Origin of the sequence: Brucella sp. NBRC 14130, assembly GCF_040371715.1 — a bacterium.
Taxonomy (GTDB): Bacteria; Pseudomonadota; Alphaproteobacteria; order Rhizobiales; family Rhizobiaceae; genus Brucella; species Brucella intermedia.
The window spans coordinates 442,115-464,986 of record NZ_BAABTE010000004.1 but is presented as its reverse complement, the minus strand read 5'-3'; the positions used below and the strand labels follow the sequence as shown (position 1 = coordinate 464,986).

The window sequence follows — 22,872 nt, the reverse complement described above, 5'->3', positions numbered from 1 at the left end:
ACTTTTGGCTGGAAATGCTTTATTCAGCAGCCGGTCTGAACTGCGCTGTTTCAGTCGATTCCTTCATGGCGGTGGTCGAAGACTGGCCGCCGGTGATTGCAAGCGACACGGCATCGAAATAGCCGGTGCCGACTTCGCGCTGGTGTTTGGTCGCGGTGTAGCCGTTGGCTTCGGCTGCAAATTCCGCTTCCTGCAGTTCGGAATAGGCTGCCATCTGCCGGTCCTTATAACCGCGTGCCAGTTCAAACATGCCGTAGTTGAGCTGGTGGAAACCGGCCAGCGTGATGAACTGGAACTTGTAGCCCATCGCGCCCAGCTCGCGCTGGAACTTGGCAATCGTGGCGTCGTCGAGGTTCTTCTTCCAGTTGAACGACGGCGAGCAGTTATAGGCCAGCTTCTTGCCCGGATGCGCCTTGTGCACGGCTTCGGCGAAGCGGCGGGCCTGTTCGAGGTCGGGCTTGGATGTTTCCATCCAGATCAGATCGCAATAGGGCGCATAGGCAATCGCACGGGCGATACATGGCTCGATGCCGTTCTTCACCTGATAGAAGCCTTCCGCCGTGCGGCCTGCATCGTAATCGACGAATGGCTGGTCGCGCTCATCGATATCGGAAGTCAAAAGCTTGGCGGCTTCCGCATCCGTGCGGGCGATGACCAGCGTGGCCGTTCCCATCACGTCTGCCGCAAGGCGCGCCGCGTTGAGGTTGCGGATATGGGCGGCCGTCGGGATCAAAACCTTGCCGCCAAGGTGGCCGCACTTCTTTTCCGAAGCGAGCTGGTCTTCATAATGCACGCCTGCCGCACCTGCCTCGATGAAGGCTTTCATGATCTCGAATGCATTCAGCGGACCGCCGAAGCCTGCTTCCGCATCGGCAACGATCGGCGCGAACCAAGTGTCGACCGAAAGTCCCTTGCCTTCGGCGGTTTCGATCTGGTCGGCGCGCTGCAAGGTCTTGTTGATGCGCTTTGCCAGTTCAGGGGCGGCATTTGCCGGATAGAGCGACTGGTCGGGATACATGGCCGAGGCCGTGTTGGCGTCCGCTGCAACCTGCCAGCCGGAGAGGTAGATCGCCTTCAAACCGGCGCGAACCATCTGCATGGCCTGATTGCCGGAAAGCGCGCCCAGCGCATTGACGAAATCTTCCTCGTGGATCAGCTTCCAGAGGCGGTTGGCACCCATTTCAGCCAGCGAATACTTGATCTCCACCGAACCGCGCAGCCTTTTTACGTCCTCGGCCGTATGCGCACGCTGGATGCCGTCGAAGCGACCCTTGGGTGCCGAAGGAATAAGGCTGTAAAAATCTGTCATTTCGGTGTCTCCTCACACTTTGAACTGGTTCGGGAAGAGCAATTTTCCTGCGCTCTTTCTGTGACCAGATTTACAATCGTGTTTGGCTTGCCGCCACAAAAACCGACAAAACTGCCGCATAATTGAGGTAATGCTGTCGGTGTTTTGACTGGCAAGCCATGTAAATTTGTAAATATTGTCAAAACCGATCTTTGCGTCTATCTTGTCATGAATTGTAAAGATCGGGAGGGTCGAGTTGAGCGAGCGCAAGATATTTGCCGGGCCGCGCATCAGGCGCATCCGCAATGAACGCGGTTTGACCCAGACGGCGATGGCCGAGGCGCTCGGCATTTCGCCGTCTTATCTGAACCTGATCGAGCGCAACCAGCGCCCGCTGACGGTGCAGCTTCTTTTAAAGCTTGCCAGCGTCTACAAGCTCGACCTCGACAGTCTCCAGGCTGAAAGCGGCTCCACGATCACGGGCCTGAAGGAAGTGTTTTCCGATCCGCTTTTGACCGGCGAACTGCCGGGCGATCAGGAACTGGTGGAGATCGGGGAGGCGGCGCCCAATGCCGCCGTCGGCATCATGAAGCTTTACCGCGCCTATCGCGAGCAGCAGCAGCGCCTGTCCGACCTTTCGCAATTGCTGTCGCATGAGGGAAGCGGGGCGGAACTTTCCGCCACACGTCTGCCGCTCGATGAAGTGCGCGATGTGATGGCGCGGCGGATCAATCATTATCCGCGCATCGAGGAAGAGGCTGAGAGTTTCTACACCCTTCTTAAACCGGACGGCGATTTATCGAGCGCCCTGAAGGATTGGCTGCGCCGCGAGCACGGCATTACGGTTCGCACGCTGCCGGTTGCCACAATGCCGAACTGGCGCAGGCGTTATGACCGGCATTCGCAGCGGCTTTTCATTTCCGAGCGCCTGTCGCCCTTCGATCAGTTGCAGGAAATCGCCATGGAGGCAGCACTTGTCCGGATGCAGGTGGTGATTGGCGCCGAAACGGAAGGCTTGAAGCTGTCATCCGGCGAGGCGAAGCGCATCGCCCGGTTCGAGCTGGCGCGTTACGCGGCGCAGGCCTTGATGATGCCCTACCGCCAGTTTCGCGATGCAGCCGTGCGGGCCCGTTACGATGTCGACGTGCTGCGCACGCGCTTCGGGGTCTCGTTCCAGCAGGCGGCAAACCGGCTGACCAGTCTGCAGCGTCAAGGTGCGAGTGCGCTGCCCTTCTTCGTCATGGAGATCGACCATGCAGGCAACCGCCTGCGGGTTGCGGGTGCGGAAGGTTTTCCGACCCGCTTCGGCGGGCAATGTCCCAAGCTGCCGGTCTATGCGGCTTTCGCCCAGGCAGGCCAGGTACTGGTCGAGCCGGTGGAACTGCCGGACGGCTCGGCCTTTCTGACTATTGCCCGCACGCTGGAAGGGCCGCAGGGCGCATTCAGCGAACGTCCGCGCCGCACCGCACTGCTGCTTGGTTGTGCGCTGGAAGCTGGAGCCGACACGGTCTATGGCGCATCGCTTTCAAAGGCCGGCAATACGGAGATCGGTCCCGCCTGTCGTTTGTGCGAAAGGCAGGGCTGCATCACCCGCGCCGAGCCGCCGCTGACCCGACCGCTCGGGCTGGACGAGATGGTGGCGGGGCTTTCTGCCTTCGACTTCCAGTAGGGGCGCGATATTTCGGCTTTGCTGGCCTGCAAATGGCGTGGCTTTTCGCTTCCGGTGCTCACCTACCCAAAAGTACGCTCCGCTCCGGTTCTCAAGCCCCACCATTTTCGGCTCAGCACAGCCCAAATCTCATTGCCCCACGGTTGGGGCGGGGGGCTGCGGTGCAATTTTTATGTTCGTCCTGTCACGACCCTGTTGACGAACGCGGCGCAATCTAAAAAAGTGCAATAAAGAAACCGTATATCCACCTTGAACCTGCACCGGAATTTATTGTGCAGATTGGAGCAAATGATGGGGATTAAATCCTTCCTTCTGACAACGACCGTCGTGACGGGCCTTGTCGCAGCTGCCACATTTTCCGCGAGCGCGCAGGAGCGGGTGGTCAATATCTATAACTGGTCGGATTATATCGACGACACCATCCTCAAGGACTTCACCAAGGAGACCGGGATCAAGGTCGTCTACGACGTTTACGACTCCAACGAAATTCTGGAAACGAAGCTTCTGGCTGGCGGCAGCGGCTATGACCTCGTGGTGCCATCGGGCGAATTCCTTGGCCGCCAGATTCCCGCAGGCGTGTTCCTGAAGCTCGACAAGGACAAGCTGCCGAACCTCAAGAACATGTGGGACGAAATTTCGACCCGCGCGGCAACCTACGATCCGGGCAACGAATATTCCGTGAACTACATGTGGGGCACGACCGGCATCGGCTACAACAAGGCCAAGATCAAGGAAGCGCTCGGCACCGACACCATCGATTCATGGGCCGTTCTTTTCGATCCGGAACAGTCGGCCAAGTTGAAGGATTGTGGCATCTACCTGCTCGATTCCGCCAGCGAAATGCTGCGCCCGGCATTGAACTATCTGGGTCTCGACCCGAATTCCCCATCGCCTGACGACTTGCAGAAGGCGCAGGATCTCTATCTCAAGATCCGCCCGAACATCCGCAAGTTCCACTCGTCGGAATATATCAACGCACTGGCCAATGGCGATATCTGCATGGCCGTCGGCTATTCGGGCGATATCTTCCAGGCCCGCGACCGTGCCGAAAAGGCAAAGCAGGGCGTCGAGATCGGCTATTCGATCCCGAAGGAAGGCGCGCTGATGTGGTTCGACCAGATGGCGATCCCGGCAGACGCCAAGCATGTGCCGGAAGCGCTTGAATTCATGAATTACATGATGCGCCCGGAAGTGGCCGCCAAGGCTTCGAACTATGTGTTCTATGCCAATGGCAACAAGGCTTCGCAGGAGTTCATCGAAAAGGAAATCCTTGACGATCCGGAAATCTATCCGACCGAAGAAGTCATGAAGAAACTCTTCGTGCCGACGCCTTACGACACCAAGACCCAGCGCGTGGTGACGCGCGCCTGGACCAAGATCGTCACAGGCCAGTAATCCCTGCCGAGGGCAGGCCCGGTAAAATCGTGAAGAGCGGCTCGCTGTTTATCAGGGGGCCGCTTTCAATCTTGTAACAGCATATTCATGCAGGTTCCGGCAGGCTTATAGGGGAACGGAATGGAATCTTTTGGCAGTTTTCGCCGCAAGTTTGCGCCTTGGAACGACCCTGCGGCCAAGCCCTTCATTTCTTTTGAAAATGTGACGAAGATTTTCGGCGACTTTACAGCCGTCGATGATCTGTCGCTCAATGTTTTCAATCGCGAGTTCTTTGCGCTGCTTGGCGCTTCGGGCTGCGGCAAGACCACGCTGATGCGCATGCTGGCAGGCTTCGAGGAGCCGACATCGGGCCGCATCATGCTCGACGGCCAGGACTTGCGCGGCATCCCGCCCTACAAGCGCCCGGTCAACATGATGTTCCAGTCCTATGCGCTGTTCCCCCACATGACGGTCGAGAAGAATATCGCCTTCGGCCTGAAACAGGACGGCATGGCGAAATCGGAAATCGATGCGCGCGTGGCCGAAATGCTGAAGCTCGTGAAGCTTGAGCAATATGGCAAGCGCAAGCCGCATCAGCTTTCCGGCGGCCAGCGCCAGCGCGTGGCGCTTGCGCGCTCTGTCGCCAAGCGCCCGAAGGTGCTGCTGCTGGACGAACCGCTTGGCGCGCTCGACAAGAAGCTGCGCGAACAGACCCAGTTCGAGCTGATGGATCTGCAGGTCAAGCTCGGCATGACCTTCATGGTCGTCACCCACGATCAGGAAGAGGCGATGACCATGGCCGACCGCATCGCGGTCATGGACAAGGGGCGCATCAAGCAGGTGGCGACGCCTGCGGAAGTCTATGAAGCGCCGCGCTCCAAATTCGTGGCCGACTTCATCGGCAATGTGAACATCATTGAAGGTGAGGTGGTGAAAGCCGCCAACGGCGAGGCTGAGATCGCCACGGAAAAATTCGGCTTTCATATCCAGACGGAAACCCGCGAAGAACTCAATCCGGGCCAGAAGGTCTGGTATGCGGTGCGTCCCGAAAAGACGCGGATCACGCGCGAAAAGCCGGACGATGCTTCGATAAACGCGGTGGAAGGCGAGCTTTGGGATATCGCCTATTTCGGCGACATGACGGTGTTCCATGTGCGGCTGGACAATGGCCGCACGATCAAGGCCGCAAGCCTCAATGCCGTGCGCAGGACCGAAAATCCGCTGACCTACGACGAGCGTGTCTGGGTTTCCTTCGATACCGACGCCGGTCTGGTGCTCACAGCGTGAGGATTGCCCCATGCAGAAGCTGATTGCTTCCATTGCCAGCCGTCTCGTCATCGCGGTGCCTTATCTCTGGCTGCTGGTATTCTTCCTCGTCCCGTTCTTCATCGTCTTCAAGATTTCGCTGTCGCAGGTCGCGATGTCGATCCCGCCTTATGTTCCAACCTTTGGGATCGCTGAGGGGCTTGCCGCGAACTGGGCGAAGATCAAGCAACTGTCCTTCGACAATTATCTCTGGCTGCTCGACGATCCGCTCTATTACAAGGCCTATCTGTCGAGTGTCCGCATCGCGGCGATTTCAACCTTCCTGACATTGCTGGTGGCCTATCCGATGGCCTACGGCATTGCGCGTGCGCCGACGACGATCCGCCCGACGCTTTTGATGATGGTGATCCTGCCGTTCTGGACATCGTTTCTGATCCGCGTCTATGCGTGGATCGGCATTTTGAAGCCGGAAGGACTGCTCAATCAGTTTTTGATGTGGCTCAATATTATCGATGCGCCGCTGACTATCCTGAATACGGATACGGCGGTCTTTATCGGTATCGTCTATTCCTATCTGCCTTTCATGGTGCTCCCGATCTATTCGTCGCTGGAAAAGATGGACTATTCGCTGATCGAGGCGGCGCAGGATCTGGGCTGCACACCATTTTCCGCCTTCTGGAAAATTACCTTCCCGCTGTCGCTGGCGGGTGTGCTGGCTGGTTGCTTCCTGGTGTTCATTCCTGCCATCGGCGAATTTGTGATCCCGGATGTGCTGGGTGGGTCGGAAACGCTCATGATCGGCAAGACGATCTGGAACGAATTCTTCTCCAACCGTGACTGGGCCGTGGCATCTGCGGTGGCCGTCGTCCTTCTGGTCATCCTGATCATTCCGATCGTCATATTCCAGCAAGTTCAGGCACGTGCGCAGGAAAAGGGGAAATAGACCATGAATAGCAATTGGTCGCGTTTCAATATTGCGTCTGTCGTGCTCGGCTTTGCATTCCTGTATCTGCCGATCGTTATCCTCGTGATCTTTTCGTTTAATGAATCGCAATTGGTGACTGTCTGGGCCGGCTTTTCCACCAAATGGTATCGGGGGCTTCTGGATAATGAATCGCTGATGGCGGCAGCATGGATAACGTTGCGCATCGCGTTTCTTTCAGCGACCGTCGCAACCGTGCTTGGCACGCTCGCCGCGCTGGCGCTGACGCGCTATACGCGTTTTCGCGGACGTATCCTGTTTTCGGGCATGGTCTATGCGCCGCTTGTCATGCCGGACGTCATCACCGGCCTTTCGCTACTGCTGTTGTTCGTGGCGATGAATTTCGACCGCGGCTTCTGGACGATTGTCCTGGCCCATATCACTTTTGCCATGTGTTTCGTGGCAGTCGTCGTGCAGTCGCGTCTGGTGAGCTTCGACCGCTCGCTGGAGGAAGCGGCCATGGACCTCGGCGCGCCGCCGGTCACGACTTTCATGAAGGTGACGTTACCGGTGATCCTTCCCGCCGTGGTTTCCGGCTGGATGCTGGCTTTCACGCTTTCGCTCGACGATCTGGTGATCGCAAGCTTCGCCTCCGGCCCGAGCGCAAGCACCTTGCCGATGAAAATCTACAGCCAGATGCGACGGGGTGTAACACCAGAAATCAACGCGATCTGTACGATCCTGATCGCGCTGGTCACCACCGGCGTCATCGTAGCATCCATCGTCAACAAGCGTCGCGAAGTGCAGCGCCGCCGCGATGAGCAGGCGGCATTCCGTCTCGGGTAATGGTGGCTGCCTGCTGGCCGTTTCCGGTCAGTAGGCAAACCGCGCCGCGAGAAGTTTGCCCCGTGCCATAGTCGGCAACTCGATATAGCGATGCATCAGCGTAGCAACGCCCACGCTCAGGACAAGATAGGCCGGCAGCAGCGCGATCAGCGCGACATGCCCGTAAAACACATGCACGAGCGCAAAAAGCACGGTCGCATGGACGAGATAGAGGCTGTAGGAAATTCGGCCCAGAAATTGCGGCAGGGGCAGGAGCAGGAAGCGGCGCAACGTGTCGCTGGAAACCGCAAGCACCATGACCCATACCAGCCCTGTGATCGTCGCCCAGTCCGTCAGGTCTCCGAGCCAGCTTTTGAGCATGGGTGGCCCGGCTCCATAGGTGACGAGTATCAGAGCCAGGATATTGATCGCGATCGCCATCCGGTTTGATAGCCGCCGGTAGAAGCTTTGGATGGCAGGCAGGTTCTGCGCCATCAGGCTGCCCAGCAGGAAGAAGCTGGCAAAATGCACGGTTATCCACCAGCCGCCCGTATAGGGATCGGACCGAAGACCATTTGCGAGAATGGAAAGCCCGAAAGCCACCACAATGGCCGCTGTCGGCCGCAATGCGATGGTGAGGGCGAAGAGCAGGGGAAATATGATGGATATCCGCATCTCGTAAACCAGAGACCAGAAAGCCGTGTTCACTTCGCCATTGGGATAGGCGCCGATGAACAGCAGATGCTGCGCGATCGTCTGCGGCGTCACCGGCGTGGTCCATGTGAGGTTGAACCAGTTACTGAGCTGCGGGATCGGCCCGTTCAGAAACAGGGCGCCGACAAGCGCGAGCGAAAGCGCAACGAGATAGGGCAGATATATGCGGCAGGTGCGTCGGATAAGATAGGCTGGATAAGATGGCGCATGGTTCATGAAAGGCAGCGTGAGAACGAAGCCGCTCAACAGGAAGAAGAGCAGGACTGCTTCATGAGCGGCAAAAAAGAACCGCAGCGGGGATCGAAGCAGAATGAAAAAGTATGGTCCCATGGCATCATAGGGCCAGATGTTCACGAAATGCCGCATCAGGACGACGGTCGCTGCCAGTCCGCGCAACGCATCGAGTTCGGGATAGCGTCCCGGCTGGGTATGTATCGGCACGACCGCGATCCCCTGCTTTAGTGAGGGAACCGACTTTGCGGGCCATGGGTCCTTCGGTCAATTCGGGCCTTCGGATGGCCCGCATCACCGAAAGACGTAAGCGCGCCCTGCATGCAGCAACCGGATTATTGCCCCATTCCCGGCGAGGACGGTGAGATGAAGGGCCTGTCCCACGAGCCGCCGACAAAGAAATTGAGCGGCGGCTTTGCGGGCGGGGCTTCGGCAGGCGGCTGGCTGTTCTGGCCGTCGGTGCCACCTTCCTGCTGCTGTTGTTGCGGCTGGCCGTTGGGGAAGACGACCTCGCCGCTCAGCGCCAGGCTGCGATCCACGAAAGGCACGATGCCTGCCAGTGTCAGCGTCCCGTCGGATGTGTCGAGGCGCGCATTTTCCAGCGTCGCCACGCCGTCGGAAAGATTGGCCTTCACATCCAGACGATTGAAGGCAAGCGCAACATTCTCCTTGCGTTCAAGCGCGAAAAAGCGCTGGCTTTGCGCCTTGGAGAGAAAATCCTGCACGGCAAAGCCCTGCATCTGGCCATTGTTGAGCTGTATGGAAACATTGCCCTGCGCATTGGTCAAAAGGCCGGACCAGCGATTGGCCGGGCCTTTCATGAACAGGGAAACATTGCCCTTGCCGCTCACGAAAGGCTTCTCGAAGCCCATTGCGGTGAAGAACTGCGAACTGTCAATATCCGAAGCGTTGAAGCGCAACTCGCCGCTCGCGCTCTTCAGGTCGCGCACGATCTGGACATTGGCCTGCATGATGCCGTTGAAGGCCTTGGCGTCGCCGATATCGAAGATGGCTCGGCCACCGCGTATCTGCACGGCAGCGGCCACACCCGTCATGTTGACCGGCCCCGCCGTGGCGTTCTGAGCCGAAAGACGAAGGTCGACCTCCGCCCGGTCGATGAAGCTTGTGTCGACCAGTTCCCGGTCGGCATTGTCGCGCTCGCTCGGCGAACGCGCGGCGCTGTCGGGAAGCGGAATGAAGGCCGAAAACAGGCGGCGAAGGTCCAGCTTGTCGAAAGCCAGGGTGCCGGTCACTGCCGGTTGTGCCTGCCCCAGACCGATTTCGATCACGCCCTTGGCCGGGCTGTCATTGGCGGTCATTTCCACGTCAGCAAATTTGAGCCGCTTCGGTGTCGCGGTGATGGTGGATTCCAGCGAAAACGCGCCGATCTCCGCACTGCCCGCGATAGGCGGCAGGCTAAGCCAGCGCACCGCGCCGCTGAGCGAGGGCGTTTTTGCCGTCAGCGCGCCTTCGAAAAAACGATCCTTGGAAATATTTGCCTTGCCCTGAAAGGTGAGGCTCAACGGATTGGCGGTGAGGCTCGCGGACACATCCGATGTGCCGCCTGCCAGAAGCGGCAGTGCCTGCGCGGCGGTCAGGCTGAACTGTGAAGTCTCGTCACGCCATTTGGCGCTGCCCTTCAGTGTCGCGGCGCTGGATGTGCGCGGCCATTCCAATGTTGCGCTGACATTGGTTATCTGCTCGTCGCTGGTGATTTCCGGCTCGCTGCCCGGTCGGTTGAAGGCAATCGTTCCGTCGCGAACCACGACGCGGCCAAAGGGCTGCGAGGCCTGCTGCGCGGCCAGCGCATTGTCGCCGGAACCGCTTTGCTGCAATGCGCGCTGCGCGCGGATAGCGGTGCCAAGGCGCCCGTTGGAATTGGCGATGGCGTCAAGGAGTTGCGAGAAATTCGAAACCGGCCCGTCGAGGTTTACATGGGGGCGGACGATCTGCGTTTCGGAAAACGAAATATGCCCCATGATGGCATCGAGCGGCGAGAGCTCGACATCGATGCGGTCCGCGCTCATGAGCGGCTTCTGGCCCTGATCGGTGAGCTTGCTGAGCGTCACGCCGTTCAGGGAGGCGCGCAAAACAGGGAAAACCTTCAGGCGGGGCGCCTGCTTGAGTTCAACGCTGTAACCAGTCCAGGCGCTGATTTCCTGAGCAACGCGGATACGGATGGCATCGGTGGAAACGATGAAAGGCACCACAGCCAGCAAGGTTGCTGCAGCCGCGGCGCAGAGAATGACGAGCGCAATTATGAGGCGCGTAAATCGGGGCCAGCGCATCAACCATCCAATCAGTGAAACAAGGTTACGGTGTAAACTAGAGTATTTTTCAGTCAAATGGAAAGATGGGATGCTGCATAAATGCGGCGAAAACAAAGAGATAGAGTACGCCCTGAATTGTTTCGCCAGGTGAAGCAGCCGGGAAACGCCGATTGGTTAATCAATTGCTGCGCGGAAATTAACCCTGATTTTACAGAGGCTACCAAGGCGTAAACCCGAAACGGGGAATTTAAGCCCTTGTTAACCGGCTTCACGCGATAAGGAGGGCAACACCTGAGTGATGATCGAGCTGCCGTTTCCGGTGCTCCGTTGCGAATTGCTTTTGTGTCCTTTTGTCTCTGAGATTCCGATAGCGCCGGTTCGTCCGGCGCTTTTTTTTGCCCGCGCAAGGGCTGAGAAGGCTCAGTCAGCCAGAACGCGGGTCGGCGGGAAGGCGATCTCGACCACCGTTCCATGTCCCGGAGTGGAATCGATGGCAAATTGCGCCCGATTTGCTTCCACCATGGCTTTTGTCAGCGGCAGGCCCAGGCCGGTGCCTTCGTTGCGCCAGTCCTTGGTGCTTTCAGCCTTGCGCCGCTCCAGCGCGTTGACCTGCCGGAAAGGCTTCAGTGCCTGTTCCACCTCGGATTTGGTCATGCCGATGCCGGTGTCGCGCACCCGCATCACCACATCGCCGTTCAATTCGTAGCTTGTCGACACGATCACCTGACCGCCCGGCGCGGTGAAGCGCACCGCGTTGGACAGAAGGTTCAGTGCGACCTGCTTGATCGAACGCGTATCGGCAACGATGTCGGGCAGGTTGGACTGGAAGCTCGAGCGGATGATGACGCGCTCGCGATTGGCCTGCGGCTGCATCAGCGCGATGGCTTCGGCGATGGCATCGTTGAGCGACACCGCTTCAAACTGCATGTCGAGAGCGCCGGCTTCGATCTTCGAGATATCGAGCAGGTCATTGACCAGCGCCAGCACATGGTTGCCGGAACGATTGATATCGCGCAGATAATCCCGATAGCGGTCATTGCCGATAGGGCCGAACTTCTCGTCGGCCATCAGTTCGGAAAAGCCGATGATCGCGTTAAGCGGCGTGCGGATTTCGTGGCTGATGCGTGCCAGAAACTCGGTCTTCTGGCTTGAGGCGCGCTCCGCCTCCTTGCGTGCATTGGTCAGTTCTTCCTCGGTGCGCTTCCATTGCGTGATGTCACGCAGCACGGCGCAGAACCCCCGCGTATGCGGCAGTTTGCCGATGGTCATGAACAGCGGAATAAACCCGCCCTTGGCTTCGCGGCCAATCACCTCGCGCCCGTCATTGAGGACGCTCAGAACTCCGTTGCCGGAAAGACCGTGCAGATAGTCCATCGCAGCGCGCTGGCTTTCAATGGCGAACAGCATCGAGAAGAACTTGCCTTCCGTCTCCTCGCGGTCATAGCCGAACAGGGCCGAGGCCGAATGGTTCATGGAGCGGATGCGGCCTTCCGGGTCGATGAGGACAACACCGTCGGTTGCCGTGTCGAGAATGGTCTTCAGTTCCTCGACATGATCGGCCAGCGCCTGTTTTTCATCATCCTTGTCCATCGCCACCGGCGTTTCAACCGGAGCGGCAGCGGTTTCGACCGGCGCCGGTGCTGCGGGGGCTGCTACCGGCATCAGGCTCAGCATGAGTGCGCGGCCATCGCGCCAGGCAATGGCATTGAGGTGCGCATCCACAGGCTCTTCGCTGCCATCGGCGCGGCGCAGCACCATGCCCTGCCGCGTTTCGCCATCGTCGCTTTCGCTGTTGAACAGCACATCAACGCCGCCCGCGCCGCGAATATCATCGAGCGATTCATAACCTGTCAAATCGAGCAGGGCCTGATTGACATAGTGAATCGTATCGCCCGAATGGATGATGACCGGTACAGGCAGGTTGGCCAGCAGGGCGGTTTCATCGCCGTGCGCCGGGCTGGGGATATGCAGTGCCGCTTCTTCAACCGCGACCGGCTGCGGGCTGTCCGCCAAAGCCTCTTCCGACAGCGCGCCCGGCTCGCTGGTCGACCGCGAACTGGCGAGACCCTGCTTGCGCAGACGGTCGGCGATTTCGCGGAAGGCGTTGCGTTCGGTTTTGGTGAGACCGCCTTCGGGGCGCTCTTCACGCTCCCGTTCCTTCAGGATGCGCGCCTGATCCGCCGCCACTTTTTCCTGTGCGCAGGCGTTCAGCAGGCTGATGACTTTGTCGGATTCGCGACGGCCCGGCGTCGGCGCAATATCAAGCGGCGGCTTGGGCAACGTGGCGACAGGCCTGTCGTCGTTGGCGACTTCTTCGCTCAACGCCAGAATGTCGTCGTCTTCGACAGGCGTCACCGTTTCCACGGTCTCGCTGACGGGCTTGCGCGTTTGCGGAATTCCGCCTGCAAGCACCAGGCCGATTTCTTCAGGGTCCTTTTCCGCATCTGCAGGACGGACCACGCCGAAGCCGCGAAAGCCGGTGAACTCCCGATCACGGGAATAGACGGGCAGGGCGGCAAGCTCCACCGGCACACGCAGGTCCGTGCCCTCCACCGGCCACATCAGGCGTTTTCCCGACCATGTATCGCGCTTGTCGAGAAGGGCGGCAATGCTGCCATCCGGATCGAAGCCGAAGACATTGGCGACATCGGCAAAGCGGCGTCCGACGACATCGGCTGCGTTCGGCCCGATGGTCGCCGCAAGATCCGGAGACACTTCGGTGAATGCGCCATCCGGTCCAACCTTCCAGATGAAGCGCGCGGGAGGTGCATCCTGGTCGAACACGAAATTCCGGGGCTGCGGTTGATCGGCTGAAGCCTGCTCGACCATATCGGTGTTCGCGCTCTCGGCAGGCTCGGGGAGCATCTCCTCGAGTATCTCCTCCGCCTCGCCGGGCAGCGCAACGGGCGCTGCCTGCACGACGTCCGGCGCATCGCCGATAATGCAGAGAAGATGCATGGGGCGCGTATCGGTCAGCCGCGCAATCGCTCCCGGTACGGAATGCCTTCCAGCGCGGATGCGGCGCTTGACGATGCGGTCAGCCGCGTCTGCGGCTTCGATGACGAGGTCTTCCAGCGTGGCGGAAGAAATTTCGAGCGCGGCAAAACGCGGGCTCGCCGCAATCACGCGGCTGTTAGCGTTGATCAGGGCCACATGGGTGGTTTCATCGCTCAGGCCGGAAATGATGGCTTCGGCCTTGGTGTTTTCGCCATTGGCCGTCAGCAGCAGGCCGGACACGCCATCGGGAAGTGCGATATGCGAAACGCTGAAACGGGTCAGGTCGGAACGCAGGCCGCCGCCGAGGCGAATGGAAATGGTCCGGGTTTCACCCTCCGCATTGCTGTTGGACGAAGCAATCTGCCGGCGCGTGGCAATGGGCAGGTCGAGGCTTCCGCCGATCATGTCTTCCACGCGATCAAAGCCGAAAAGCTTTGCGCCGGGACCATTGACCCAGAGCACTGCCGACAGGTCGTGCGTCAGCACGAGCTGCGCATCGCCCTTTGCAAAGCCCTCGCGGATAGAATCCAGCGCGGCAATATCGATGAAGGGGTATGATCCTGACATACCAGTCCTTACCTGTTCTTTCGACCGCCCGCAGTGCTTGTTAACGCCCTGTTAATAAGCCTCTTATGGGCGCGGGTCCACATTGCCATTGGATATGGGCCGCATTTTCTATTTCATTAGTTAATACGGGAAAGGTAATTTTACAGGCCCAGGCCAATATCGCGGTTGTGCACAGCCGGTCATCTGGAATGGTTACCAGCCCGTGACCTTTATCAGCCGGATTTGATATAGAATCCCGCAATTGGGAATTTCTCAAAAAATAGAGCTATAATCACTTGCAATATGGATCGATTCTCCGTATGTGACCCCCTGTCGGCGACGCCAGAGCGTCACGCAGTCGACACAAAGGTACGCGGTCGTAGCTCAGTTGGTTAGAGCGCAGGATTGTGGCTCCTGAGGTCGTTGGTTCAACTCCAACCGACCGTACCATTGCCCTCACATATTAGCTGCGAGTTTAGAGAAGCGCCGACGCAAGGACTGCGTGGCGGTTCGCTGAATTGGAACCAATTTCCCGCCCTTCCATTAGGTCTATAGCGGCCAGTTTTAAAGCCGCTGCAACCAACAGGAGGATTTGATCCATGAAACAGGTCAACCCGACTGAGGCAAGGCAAGGACGTGAAGGCAAGCCCGTTCTCATGGTGCTGCTGGTCAGCATCGCGGCGGCGCTGGCCGTCTGGGTGCTGGTCGAAATCTACGGTGCCGTCATTTCTCCCGATGAGAACACGCCGAACGGCGAAAATTCCTTGCCGCCCGCGACGACTGAAACGGTTCCTCCGGCTTCGGCCGAGTGAGCGACAAGCGAATAATCCCGGCGGAACCAAACCCCACCATGCCCGTTATCGGGCATGGAACAATTCTGGGAACAATTCTGGGCTGAATTCACGCACGACAATATAGTCAGTCTGCCGGTGGTACTGGCGCGGATGCTGCTGGCAACCCTGCTCGGGTCCATCATTGGCCTTGAACGGGAATGGCGCAGGCGACCAGCGGGACTGAAGACGCACATGCTCGTCTGCCTCGCCTCGGCTACCTTCACGATCGTCTCGCTGGAACTCGTCAACGTGCCGGTATTCAACGATCAGAATATCCGGATGGACCCTTCGCGTCTCGTGGAGGCGATCACCAGCGGCGTTGCCTTTCTGGCGGCCGGTTTCATCATTTTCGCACGTGGAAAAATAACGGGTATCACGACAGGCGCAGGCATGTGGCTCGCCGCTTCCGTCGGCCTCGCCAGCGGTCTCGGCCTCTGGCATATCGCGATCATGGCGACGTTCATCGCCGTCGCGGTCCTGATCGTGGTGGGAAAGATGGAAAACTCCGTCGGCCCGGACAACAGCAAAGTCGACTGTAAAGTCGGAGGCAAGCCCTCCTGAGCTGTTGTCGGGCCTTATTCCTTTGAGGGATGGATCAGGCTTCGGCGAGCGCCTCCGCAATGCGGTCCTTCAGGGCAAGACGCTGCTTGCGCAGGTTCGTCTCTTCTTCCTGGCTTACCGGTTCTATCTTCGTTTCCGCCCGGTGGATGCGGTCGTTCACTGAATCATATTCTTCCAGAATCTGGGCAAAACGCGCGTCCTTTGCCTTCAGGGCATGGATGGCTTCGAGCTGACCGGGAAACTCTTCACCGAGCGTATGGGGGGTATTCGACATTCCAAGGCTCCTTCCTTTGGGTTGAAAAGAGCTTCGCAAGCTCGCGAGCGGGCGGCATTGATTGCAATCAAGTCGGGTGGAAAGGAATATGCCGAAACTGCATGGCTGGCATGCAAATGGCGATCTTCTAAGCAGGCGGAACGATCCCCATCTGATGAGTGCGGACGAAGAACTGTCCGTGATGGAGAAAAAAATGTTTACCCGCTTCAATAATCGTTTCGGTCGTGCATTCGCGCAATTCGGTAGCGCCGTTCGTGCCTCTGCCGCTGTGCGCGCTGGTCAGAAGCCCACTGCGCAGGACCTTGAGACGCTTGGCATCGACGTTGACCAGTTCCGCCGCATCCAGGGTTAAGCAATCCAAGTAGGCGTATGCGTATCTGAGTAAAAAGCCCGGCAGTGCCGGGCTTTTGTTTTTTCAATCTTCGTCCGTTGCCATCTGGCTCAGCAATTCGCCCTTGCCGCGCTGGCGCATGATCATGGGGACGACGACTGCGGCAATCGCAAGCGCGATCAGCACGATCGATACCCATGAATGTACCAGAGCCATGGGGTTGCCCTGACTGATCTGCAATGCCTGACGCAGGCTTTTCTCGGCCATAGGCCCGAGGATCAGCCCAACGACAACCGGCGCGATGGGATAATGGAAGCGCCGCAGCACATAGCCCAGCACGCCGAACGCCAGAAGCAGGCCCAACTCGAATGAGACCGGCAGGCCGAACAGCATCGAGGTGGAGGCATTCGCGCCGATTGTTCCAAGCGTCGCGAAAACCAGAATGCCCGCATAAAGCCAGTGGCGCGGGATGGTGAGCATCTTCACCCACAGGCCGATGAGGGGCAGGTTGAGAACCAGCAGCATGAGGTTGGCGACGAGAAGGCTCGCCACCAGACCCCAAACGAGCGTGGCATTGGTCACGAAGAGGAGGGGCCCCGGCTGCAGGCCGAATTGCTGGAAGCCGGCAAGCATGATTGCCGCGGTCGCCGTAGTGGGCAGGCCGAGCGTCAGGAGCGGCACGAGAGTTCCGGCGGCGGAAGCATTGTTGGCTGCTTCCGGTCCGGCCACGCCTTCGATTGCACCTTTGCCGAATTCTTCCGGATGTTTCGAGAACTGCCGTTCCGCCGAATAGGAAAGGAAGCTCGACACATCGGCGCCGCCCGCTGGCATGGCGCCGATTGGAAAGCCGATTGCGGTGCCGCGAAGCCACGGCATCCACGAGCGTTTCCAGTCGTTCTTCGTCATCCAGACGGAGCCCTTGACGGCGATGACCTCATCTTCTGGCCGAAGCTTCTTCGACACGACTGCAAGGGTTTCGCCGATGGCGAACAGCGCGACCGCCAGTGTGGTGACGTTAATGCCGTCGAGCAGGTTCGGCGTTCCCATGACAAGGCGTGCCTGACCGGTCAACTGGTCGATGCCGATCAGTCCGAGCGCGAGGCCGATGAACAGGGATGTCAGGCCGCGCAGTGTGGAATCGCCGAAGGCCGCTGAAACTGTCATGAAGGCAAGCAGCATCAGCGCGAAATATTCCGATGGCCCGAAGGAGAGGGCAAATTTCACGACCCATGGCGCGACGAAGGCGAGCGCCAGAGTGGCTATCAGGCCCGCGATGAAGGAGCCGATGGCGGCTGTCGCCAGCGCTGGTCCCCCGCGCCCGGCCCGGGCCATCTTGTTGCCCTCCAGTGCGGTGACGATGGAGGCGCTTTCGCCCGGCGTATTGAGCAGGATCGACGTGGTCGAACCGCCATACATGCCGCCATAATAGATGCCCGCGAACATGATGAGGGAGCCCGAAGGGTCGAGCTTGTAGGTAACGGGCAGGAGCAGCGCGACGGTGAGTGCCGGGCCGATGCCGGGCAGCACGCCGACGGCGGTGCCGAGTGTTACGCCAATCAGCGCATAAAGAAGATTCGATGGTTCAAGCGCCACCAGAAGTCCGTTGGCGAGAAGTGCGACAGTATCCATGAGGGCACTCAGCCTTTAAAGCATTTCCAGCAAATGCGCGAAGCGATTTGCGTGGGATAATGCGACAAAACAAGAAAGCATTTCCAGCAAATGCGTGAAGCGGTTTTGCGTAGGATAATGCGATATCACAAGGACTTAGGGCATTTCCGACGTTTCAGCCGAAACGGGGAATGCTCTAAACGAATTGTTCGAGCCAGCCAGACGGCAACGATAGCTGCAGGCCGCGTGCAAAGATGAACCAGATCACGAAGGCAAAGACGATGCCCACGGGAACGCTGATCCAGAATTTGCGATAGCCGAAGCCGCGTGCGGTCGCTGCGAAAAGCAGGCCGGTGGACAGGGAAAAGCCGACAGTCTTCATCGTCAGCATCTGGAGGGCCAGACCGCCGATTATCCACGCCATCGGCGCGATTTCCTGATGCTCACGTTCGGGGAAATCGCCGCGAAGCGCCTCGAACACGGTCCAGATCGCGAGGCCGAACAATCCGGCTGCGACGACATAGGGAACTGTTTTCGGGCCGACCGGCGAATAGCTCGTCACATCGTTGCCATAGGTTGTCGACCAGGCAATAGCGATGGCGACAGCTGCGAGAACGAGAGCGATGACGAGTGCGGCGAAGTCTGGCGCCGCCCTTTCGGGGCGACGCTCTTCATGCTGGTCTGAGCCTGTCATTTGACGAGACCGATTTCCTTGAGGATGGTTTCAGTCGCGGCAACGTCCTTGGCAAGCTGCTCCTTGAATGCCGGACCGGCAAGGTAGGTATCCGCCCAGCCCTTGTCCTTCAGCGCCTTCTGCCAGGATTCCGACTTCACCATCTTCTCGATATCGGCATTGATGGCAGCTTCCTGCTCGGCAGTGATGCCGGGAGCCGCGCCGACCATGCGCCAGTTCTGGATCGAAACGTCCACGCCGCCTTCCTTGAAGGTCGGTGCGTCGATGCCTTCCACGCGCTCGTCGCTCGAAATGCCGATGATGCGCAGCGTACCGGCCTTGATCTGCGATTCGAATTCACCGTAACCGGAAATGCCGACGGTCACCTGATTGCCGAGAATGGCCGCCAGTGCCTCGCCGCCGCCAGAGAAGGCAATGTAGTTGACCTTGGTCGGGTCGACGCCTGCGGCCTTGGCAAAAAGGCCTGCGGTGATGTGGTCTGTACCGCCGGCGGAGCCGCCGCCCCACGAAACCGAGCCCGGATCGGCCTTGAGCTTCGCGGCAAGGTCGCCAATGTTCTGGATGTCGGAAGAAGCCGGAACGACGATGGCTTCATATTCGCCGGTAAGGCGGGCAATCGGGGTGATCTGTTCCAGGGTAACCGGCGACTTGTTGGTCAGGATCGCGCCGACCATGACATAGCCGCCCACGATCAGCTGGCTCGGATCGCCCTTGTTCTGGTTCACGAACTGCGCAAGGCCGATAGTGCCGCCAGCGCCGGGAACGTTGATGACCTGCACGCTGCCGGAAATCTTTTCGTCCTGAAGCGCGCTTTGCATCGTGCGCGCCGTCTGGTCCCAGCCGCCGCCCGGAGCAGCAGGCGCAAGCACCTTGTAGTCTTCTGCGGAAGCAGAGCCTGCCATAGCCAACGCCGCTACCGACGTCAGGGCCAGAATAAATCTACGCATATGTCCTCCCAACGGAATATATTGCCGCCCTGCGGCGGACCTCCCCAAAGTCCCGCTTTCCTAGCGGGAGCAAACTACATGGAGATTAGCGAAAACAAATTCAATAGGCCAGCATATGCGACAATAGTTTGGCCGCAATTTAAGTGACACGTTTTCGAATCGCTTGAAAATCGCGCGCCGGAAATAGCCGTCGAGACCTGCTTGACGGCGGCAGCGGGCCAACGTAATAGTGTAACGACGGTTCCCCGACCGAGAGCGAAGGGGATTAATAGGGAACACGGTGAGGACGACCCGAAAAGGGGCCGAGACCGTGGCTGCCCCCGCAACTGTAAGCGGATTGCCGTTCATCCTCGTGACGTTGAAAGCGTCATGCCACTGCGCCGGAGAAGCGCGGGAAGGCAGATGAACAGCAGATATTCGCGAGCCAGGAGACCTGCCGTCTAGTGTTGTCCATTGTCACGGGCGGGGATGCCCGGAGCAGGAGCCGGTTATGACATTTTTCCGCGTCGCAGGACGCTTCCTTCCATCGTCATCGCACGATTTCGACATGTCCCCGGATATGCCTGTCCGTCTTTCGCGCCGGATTTTCTCCGCCGCCTGACAGGGCTCGTTTCTCTTATCATTTTCGGGGATTCCCATGAAAACTCCAGGCAGTATGCCGTTTCGTGCCGCCCTCTGCGCGGTCGCATTTCTGGCAGTCGGTCCGGCTGCACAGGCAGCAGAAACGCAATATCCGCTGACGCTGAAAAACTGCGGCCGTGATGTCACCTTCAAGCGGGCGCCAAGCCGCGCTGTCGCGGTTGGCCAGAGCAGCGCAGAAATTCTCTATAGCCTCGGTCTCGGCGACAAGCTCGTCGGGACAGCGGTCTGGTTCGGCCCTGTCCTCAAGGGTTTCGAGGAGGCCAACGCGAAGGTAAAGCGGCTCGCCGATAACGATCCGAGCTTTGAAAGCGTTCTGGCGGAAAAGCCGGAAATCGTGACGGCTGATTTTCAGTGGCATGTCGGGCCCACGGGCATTGTGGCAAAGCCGGAACAATTCGAGGAGCTTGGCATTCCGGCCTATACGTCGCCATCCGATTGCGTCGGCAAGGATAATTCCGGTGGCGGCGACGGCGTTCGCACGGCAGCGTTCAAGATGGATATCGTCTATCAGGAAATCACCGAACTGGCGGAAATCTTCAACGTGCAGGACCGTGGCGAGAAACTCGTCGCCGACCTGAAGGCACGTGAAGCTGCGGCGCGTGAGAAAATTTCGTCCAAAGGCGAAAATCTTTCTGCAGTCGTCTGGTTCTCCAGCGCACAGGTTGACGCTGACCCCTATGTGGCGGGCAAGTTCGGTGCGCCCGCCTATATTCTTTCGGCGCTCGGCATCAGGAATGTGATCGACAGCGAGGAAGAATGGCCGACAGTCGGATGGGAGACGATCGCGAAGTCGAACCCGTCGATGATCGTTGCCGCAAAGCTGGATCGCCGCCGCTATCCGGCTGATGACATTGCCGTCAAGCGCCAGTTCCTCGACAATGATGCTGTCACGAAGCTGATGCCTGCGGTGAAGGACAAGCATGTCTTCGACATGGATGCGCAATCGATGAGCACATCGCTTCGCGTGATCGAGGGCATCGAAACGCTTGCCGCCGATATCGCCGCCTCGGACCTCGACAAGTGACGGCGCGGGCAACAGCAACAGGGTTGAAACACAAGGGAAGGGCACGCTCCGGCGTGTCTTTCCTGGTCTTTTCCCTTGTCCTGCTTCTTGTCGCCCTTTGGCTCGGGGCTGCGATAGGCGAAACGGCGATACCGCTCGACGTGGTTGCCAAGGCCGTGGCCAACCGGGTGTGGAACGCCGGATATGCGCTCGAACCCATCGATGAGGGCATCGTCTGGAGTTATCGCCTCAGCCGGGCCGTCATCGCCGCCTGTTGCGGCGCGTCGCTGGCAATATCCGGCGTCATCCTGCAATCGCTGCTGCGAAATTCACTTGCCGATCCTTACATTCTTGGAATTTCTGCGGGTGCTTCGACCGGGGCTGTCGGCGTCGCCATTCTGGGCATCGGCGCTGGTGTGCTATCGCTTTCGCTGGGCGCTTTCATCGGAGCCATCGTTGCCTTCTGCCTTGTGTCCCTGCTGGCGCTGCGGGCAGGGCGGGGCAGCAGCGCGATCATCCTCGCCGGCATTGCCGGTTCACAGCTTTTCAATGCGCTGACATCATTCATCGTCACCAAGGCTGCAAATGCAGAACAGGCACGCGGCATCATGTTCTGGCTTTTGGGCAATCTTTCGGGCGTGCGCTGGCCGGACGTCATCCTTGCCCTGCCTGCCTGTCTTGTGGGCCTTGCCATCTGCCTGTGGTATTCACGGGCGCTGGATGCCTTTACCTTCGGAACGGAATCCGCAGCTTCGCTCGGCATGCCGGTACGGCGCGTCTATGCGGTGCTGATTGGCGTCAGCGCCATGATGACGGCGGTCATGGTATCCATCGTCGGCTCTGTCGGCTTCATCGGGCTTGTCATTCCCCATGCCGCCCGAATGGTGGTCGGGGTTCGGCACGGCAGGCTGTTGCCTGCGGCGGCTCTGATTGGAGCAATCTTCATGATCGTTGCCGATATCCTGTCGCGCATAATCATTCCGGGGCAGGTGCTTCCGATTGGCGTCATCACGGCTTTGTTCGGTGCGCCCGCCTTCGCCCTCTTGCTCGGACAAAGAAGGGCGTCGTCATGATCCTTTCGGCACGCAATGTCGGCTGGTCAGCGGGCAATGTCGAGATTTTGCGTAACGTTTCGCTAAACGTAGCGGAAGGTGAATTTCTTGGCATCATCGGGCCGAACGGATCGGGAAAGACCAGTTTTCTGTCCCTGCTTTCCGGCGTGCGCCGGTGCCGTGTCGGCGAAGTGAACCTTTGCGGTGCGCCCATCGGCAGTTTCAGCCGTCGCGAGATCGCACGCCGGCTGGCGCTGGTCGAGCAGCAGGCGGGCACCACGGAACGCATCACGGCGCGTCAGGCGGTGGAGCTGGGGCGGACGCCCTATCTGGGCGCGCTGTCGCCATGGTCGGCGGAAGATGATGCAATCGTTGATCAGGCGCTGGCCAATGTCGACATGGCGCATCTGGCCGACCGCTACTGGCACACGCTTTCGGGCGGGGAGCGGCAGCGACTGCACATAGCCCGCGCTCTGGCGCAGGAACCACGGATATTGCTGCTGGACGAGCCGACCAATCATCTCGATATCGGACACCAGATCGGGTTGCTCGATCTTGTCAGCCGGCAGAAACTGACGGTCGTGGCTGCCTTGCACGACCTCAACCACGCCGCGATGTTCTGCGACCGTATCGCGGTCATGGACCGGGGAAATCTCGTCGCGCTGGGCACACCTCGCGAGGTGTTGCGGGCAGAGCGCATCGCCGAGGTCTTCGGCATAGAAGTCGATGTCGAACACACGGGCATCGACGGGTGCCATATCCGCTATCGAGCGCCGGACCGACGTTCTGTAAAGCTCAGATATTCGGCTTGACGGGGGTTGAGAC

19 protein-coding genes, 1 tRNA gene and 1 riboswitch are annotated in these 22,872 nt (G+C 59.3%); of the genes, 12 read left to right on the top strand and 8 right to left on the bottom strand.

Annotated elements, in window-relative coordinates; translation table 11 throughout:
* Positions 1–19 precede the first annotated feature (19 nt).
* Positions 20–1,309: an isocitrate lyase gene (gene aceA, locus ABWW28_RS10850; RefSeq protein ID WP_006469275.1), complete on the bottom strand. Its 1,290-nt coding sequence runs from the start codon at positions 1,307–1,309 to the stop codon at positions 20–22.
* Between the two features lie 235 nt (positions 1,310–1,544).
* Here aceA and ABWW28_RS10845 point away from each other — a divergent pair, with 235 nt between their 5' ends.
* From ABWW28_RS10845 to ABWW28_RS10825, 5 genes are all read left to right on the top strand, one after another.
* The gene (locus tag ABWW28_RS10845) at positions 1,545–2,957 is read left to right on the top strand and encodes a helix-turn-helix domain-containing protein (RefSeq protein WP_176074611.1); all 1,413 of its coding nucleotides are present in this window, start codon (positions 1,545–1,547) and stop codon (positions 2,955–2,957) included.
* 291 nt (positions 2,958–3,248) lie between these two features.
* The gene (locus ABWW28_RS10840) at positions 3,249–4,352 is read left to right on the top strand and encodes a polyamine ABC transporter substrate-binding protein (protein WP_113464649.1); all 1,104 of its coding nucleotides are present in this window, start codon (positions 3,249–3,251) and stop codon (positions 4,350–4,352) included.
* A gap of 120 nt (positions 4,353–4,472) precedes the next feature.
* Positions 4,473–5,618: an ABC transporter ATP-binding protein gene (locus ABWW28_RS10835; protein WP_176587563.1), complete on the top strand. Its 1,146-nt coding sequence runs from the start codon at positions 4,473–4,475 to the stop codon at positions 5,616–5,618.
* A 10-nt stretch (positions 5,619–5,628) separates the two neighbouring features.
* Positions 5,629–6,540, top strand: a complete 912-nt coding sequence (locus tag ABWW28_RS10830; protein ID WP_100650828.1) for an ABC transporter permease subunit — start codon at positions 5,629–5,631, stop codon at positions 6,538–6,540.
* Positions 6,541–6,543: 3 nt separating this feature from the next.
* A complete protein-coding gene (locus tag ABWW28_RS10825) occupies positions 6,544–7,365 on the top strand; it encodes an ABC transporter permease (RefSeq protein WP_025091033.1) in 822 nt (273 codons plus the stop codon).
* A gap of 27 nt (positions 7,366–7,392) precedes the next feature.
* Here ABWW28_RS10825 and ABWW28_RS10820 read toward each other — a convergent pair whose 3' ends face one another.
* The 3 genes from ABWW28_RS10820 to pdhS form a co-directional block, all read right to left on the bottom strand.
* The gene (locus tag ABWW28_RS10820) at positions 7,393–8,499 is read right to left on the bottom strand and encodes an acyltransferase family protein (RefSeq protein ID WP_176587564.1); all 1,107 of its coding nucleotides are present in this window, start codon (positions 8,497–8,499) and stop codon (positions 7,393–7,395) included.
* A 125-nt stretch (positions 8,500–8,624) separates the two neighbouring features.
* Positions 8,625–10,577: an AsmA family protein gene (locus tag ABWW28_RS10815; protein WP_176587565.1), complete on the bottom strand. Its 1,953-nt coding sequence runs from the start codon at positions 10,575–10,577 to the stop codon at positions 8,625–8,627.
* A gap of 402 nt (positions 10,578–10,979) precedes the next feature.
* A complete protein-coding gene (pdhS, locus tag ABWW28_RS10810; RefSeq protein WP_176587566.1) occupies positions 10,980–14,123 on the bottom strand; it encodes a cell-division control histidine kinase PdhS in 3,144 nt (1,047 codons plus the stop codon).
* A 352-nt stretch (positions 14,124–14,475) separates the two neighbouring features.
* Here pdhS and ABWW28_RS10805 point away from each other — a divergent pair.
* From ABWW28_RS10805 to ABWW28_RS10795, 3 genes are all read left to right on the top strand, one after another.
* A tRNA-His gene (locus ABWW28_RS10805) sits at positions 14,476–14,552 on the top strand.
* 149 nt (positions 14,553–14,701) lie between these two features.
* Positions 14,702–14,914: a hypothetical protein gene (locus ABWW28_RS10800; RefSeq protein ID WP_063621138.1), complete on the top strand. Its 213-nt coding sequence runs from the start codon at positions 14,702–14,704 to the stop codon at positions 14,912–14,914.
* A 54-nt stretch (positions 14,915–14,968) separates the two neighbouring features.
* Positions 14,969–15,496 carry an MgtC/SapB family protein gene (locus ABWW28_RS10795; protein WP_006469183.1) on the top strand — a complete coding sequence of 176 codons (528 nt, stop codon included), beginning with the start codon at positions 14,969–14,971 and terminating at the stop codon, positions 15,494–15,496.
* Positions 15,497–15,530: 34 nt separating this feature from the next.
* On the opposite strand, the gene ABWW28_RS10790 is transcribed toward ABWW28_RS10795, so the two are convergent.
* Positions 15,531–15,770: an HP1242/YdcH family protein gene (locus tag ABWW28_RS10790; protein WP_025089973.1), complete on the bottom strand. Its 240-nt coding sequence runs from the start codon at positions 15,768–15,770 to the stop codon at positions 15,531–15,533.
* A gap of 88 nt (positions 15,771–15,858) precedes the next feature.
* Between ABWW28_RS10790 and ABWW28_RS10785 the strand changes: the two genes are divergently transcribed.
* Positions 15,859–16,122, top strand: coding sequence for a hypothetical protein (locus ABWW28_RS10785; protein ID WP_006471973.1), 264 nt, complete (start codon positions 15,859–15,861; stop codon positions 16,120–16,122).
* Between the two features lie 63 nt (positions 16,123–16,185).
* On the opposite strand, the gene ABWW28_RS10780 is transcribed toward ABWW28_RS10785, so the two are convergent.
* The 3 genes from ABWW28_RS10780 to ABWW28_RS10770 form a co-directional block, all read right to left on the bottom strand.
* Positions 16,186–17,730, bottom strand: a complete 1,545-nt coding sequence (locus tag ABWW28_RS10780; RefSeq protein WP_006469180.1) for a tripartite tricarboxylate transporter permease — start codon at positions 17,728–17,730, stop codon at positions 16,186–16,188.
* A gap of 175 nt (positions 17,731–17,905) precedes the next feature.
* Positions 17,906–18,403, bottom strand: a complete 498-nt coding sequence (locus ABWW28_RS10775) for a tripartite tricarboxylate transporter TctB family protein (protein ID WP_113476712.1) — start codon at positions 18,401–18,403, stop codon at positions 17,906–17,908.
* A complete protein-coding gene (locus tag ABWW28_RS10770; protein ID WP_006471974.1) occupies positions 18,400–19,350 on the bottom strand; it encodes a Bug family tripartite tricarboxylate transporter substrate binding protein in 951 nt (316 codons plus the stop codon). The genes ABWW28_RS10775 and ABWW28_RS10770 overlap by 4 nt, the downstream gene beginning before the upstream one ends.
* Positions 19,351–19,571: 221 nt before the next feature.
* A riboswitch (cobalamin riboswitch) is annotated at positions 19,572–19,805 on the top strand.
* Between the two features lie 182 nt (positions 19,806–19,987).
* Between ABWW28_RS10770 and ABWW28_RS10765 the strand changes: the two genes are divergently transcribed.
* The 3 genes from ABWW28_RS10765 to ABWW28_RS10755 are packed head-to-tail and all read left to right on the top strand — an operon-like array spanning position 19,988 to position 22,859.
* The gene (locus ABWW28_RS10765; protein WP_176587567.1) at positions 19,988–21,016 is read left to right on the top strand and encodes an ABC transporter substrate-binding protein; all 1,029 of its coding nucleotides are present in this window, start codon (positions 19,988–19,990) and stop codon (positions 21,014–21,016) included.
* Positions 21,013–22,068 carry a FecCD family ABC transporter permease gene (locus ABWW28_RS10760; protein WP_425598831.1) on the top strand — a complete coding sequence of 352 codons (1,056 nt, stop codon included), beginning with the start codon at positions 21,013–21,015 and terminating at the stop codon, positions 22,066–22,068. Before ABWW28_RS10765 ends, ABWW28_RS10760 begins: the two co-directional genes overlap by 4 nt.
* Positions 22,065–22,859, top strand: a complete 795-nt coding sequence (locus ABWW28_RS10755; RefSeq protein ID WP_113476719.1) for an ABC transporter ATP-binding protein — start codon at positions 22,065–22,067, stop codon at positions 22,857–22,859. The genes ABWW28_RS10760 and ABWW28_RS10755 overlap by 4 nt, the downstream gene beginning before the upstream one ends.
* Positions 22,860–22,872: the final 13 nt, after the last annotated feature.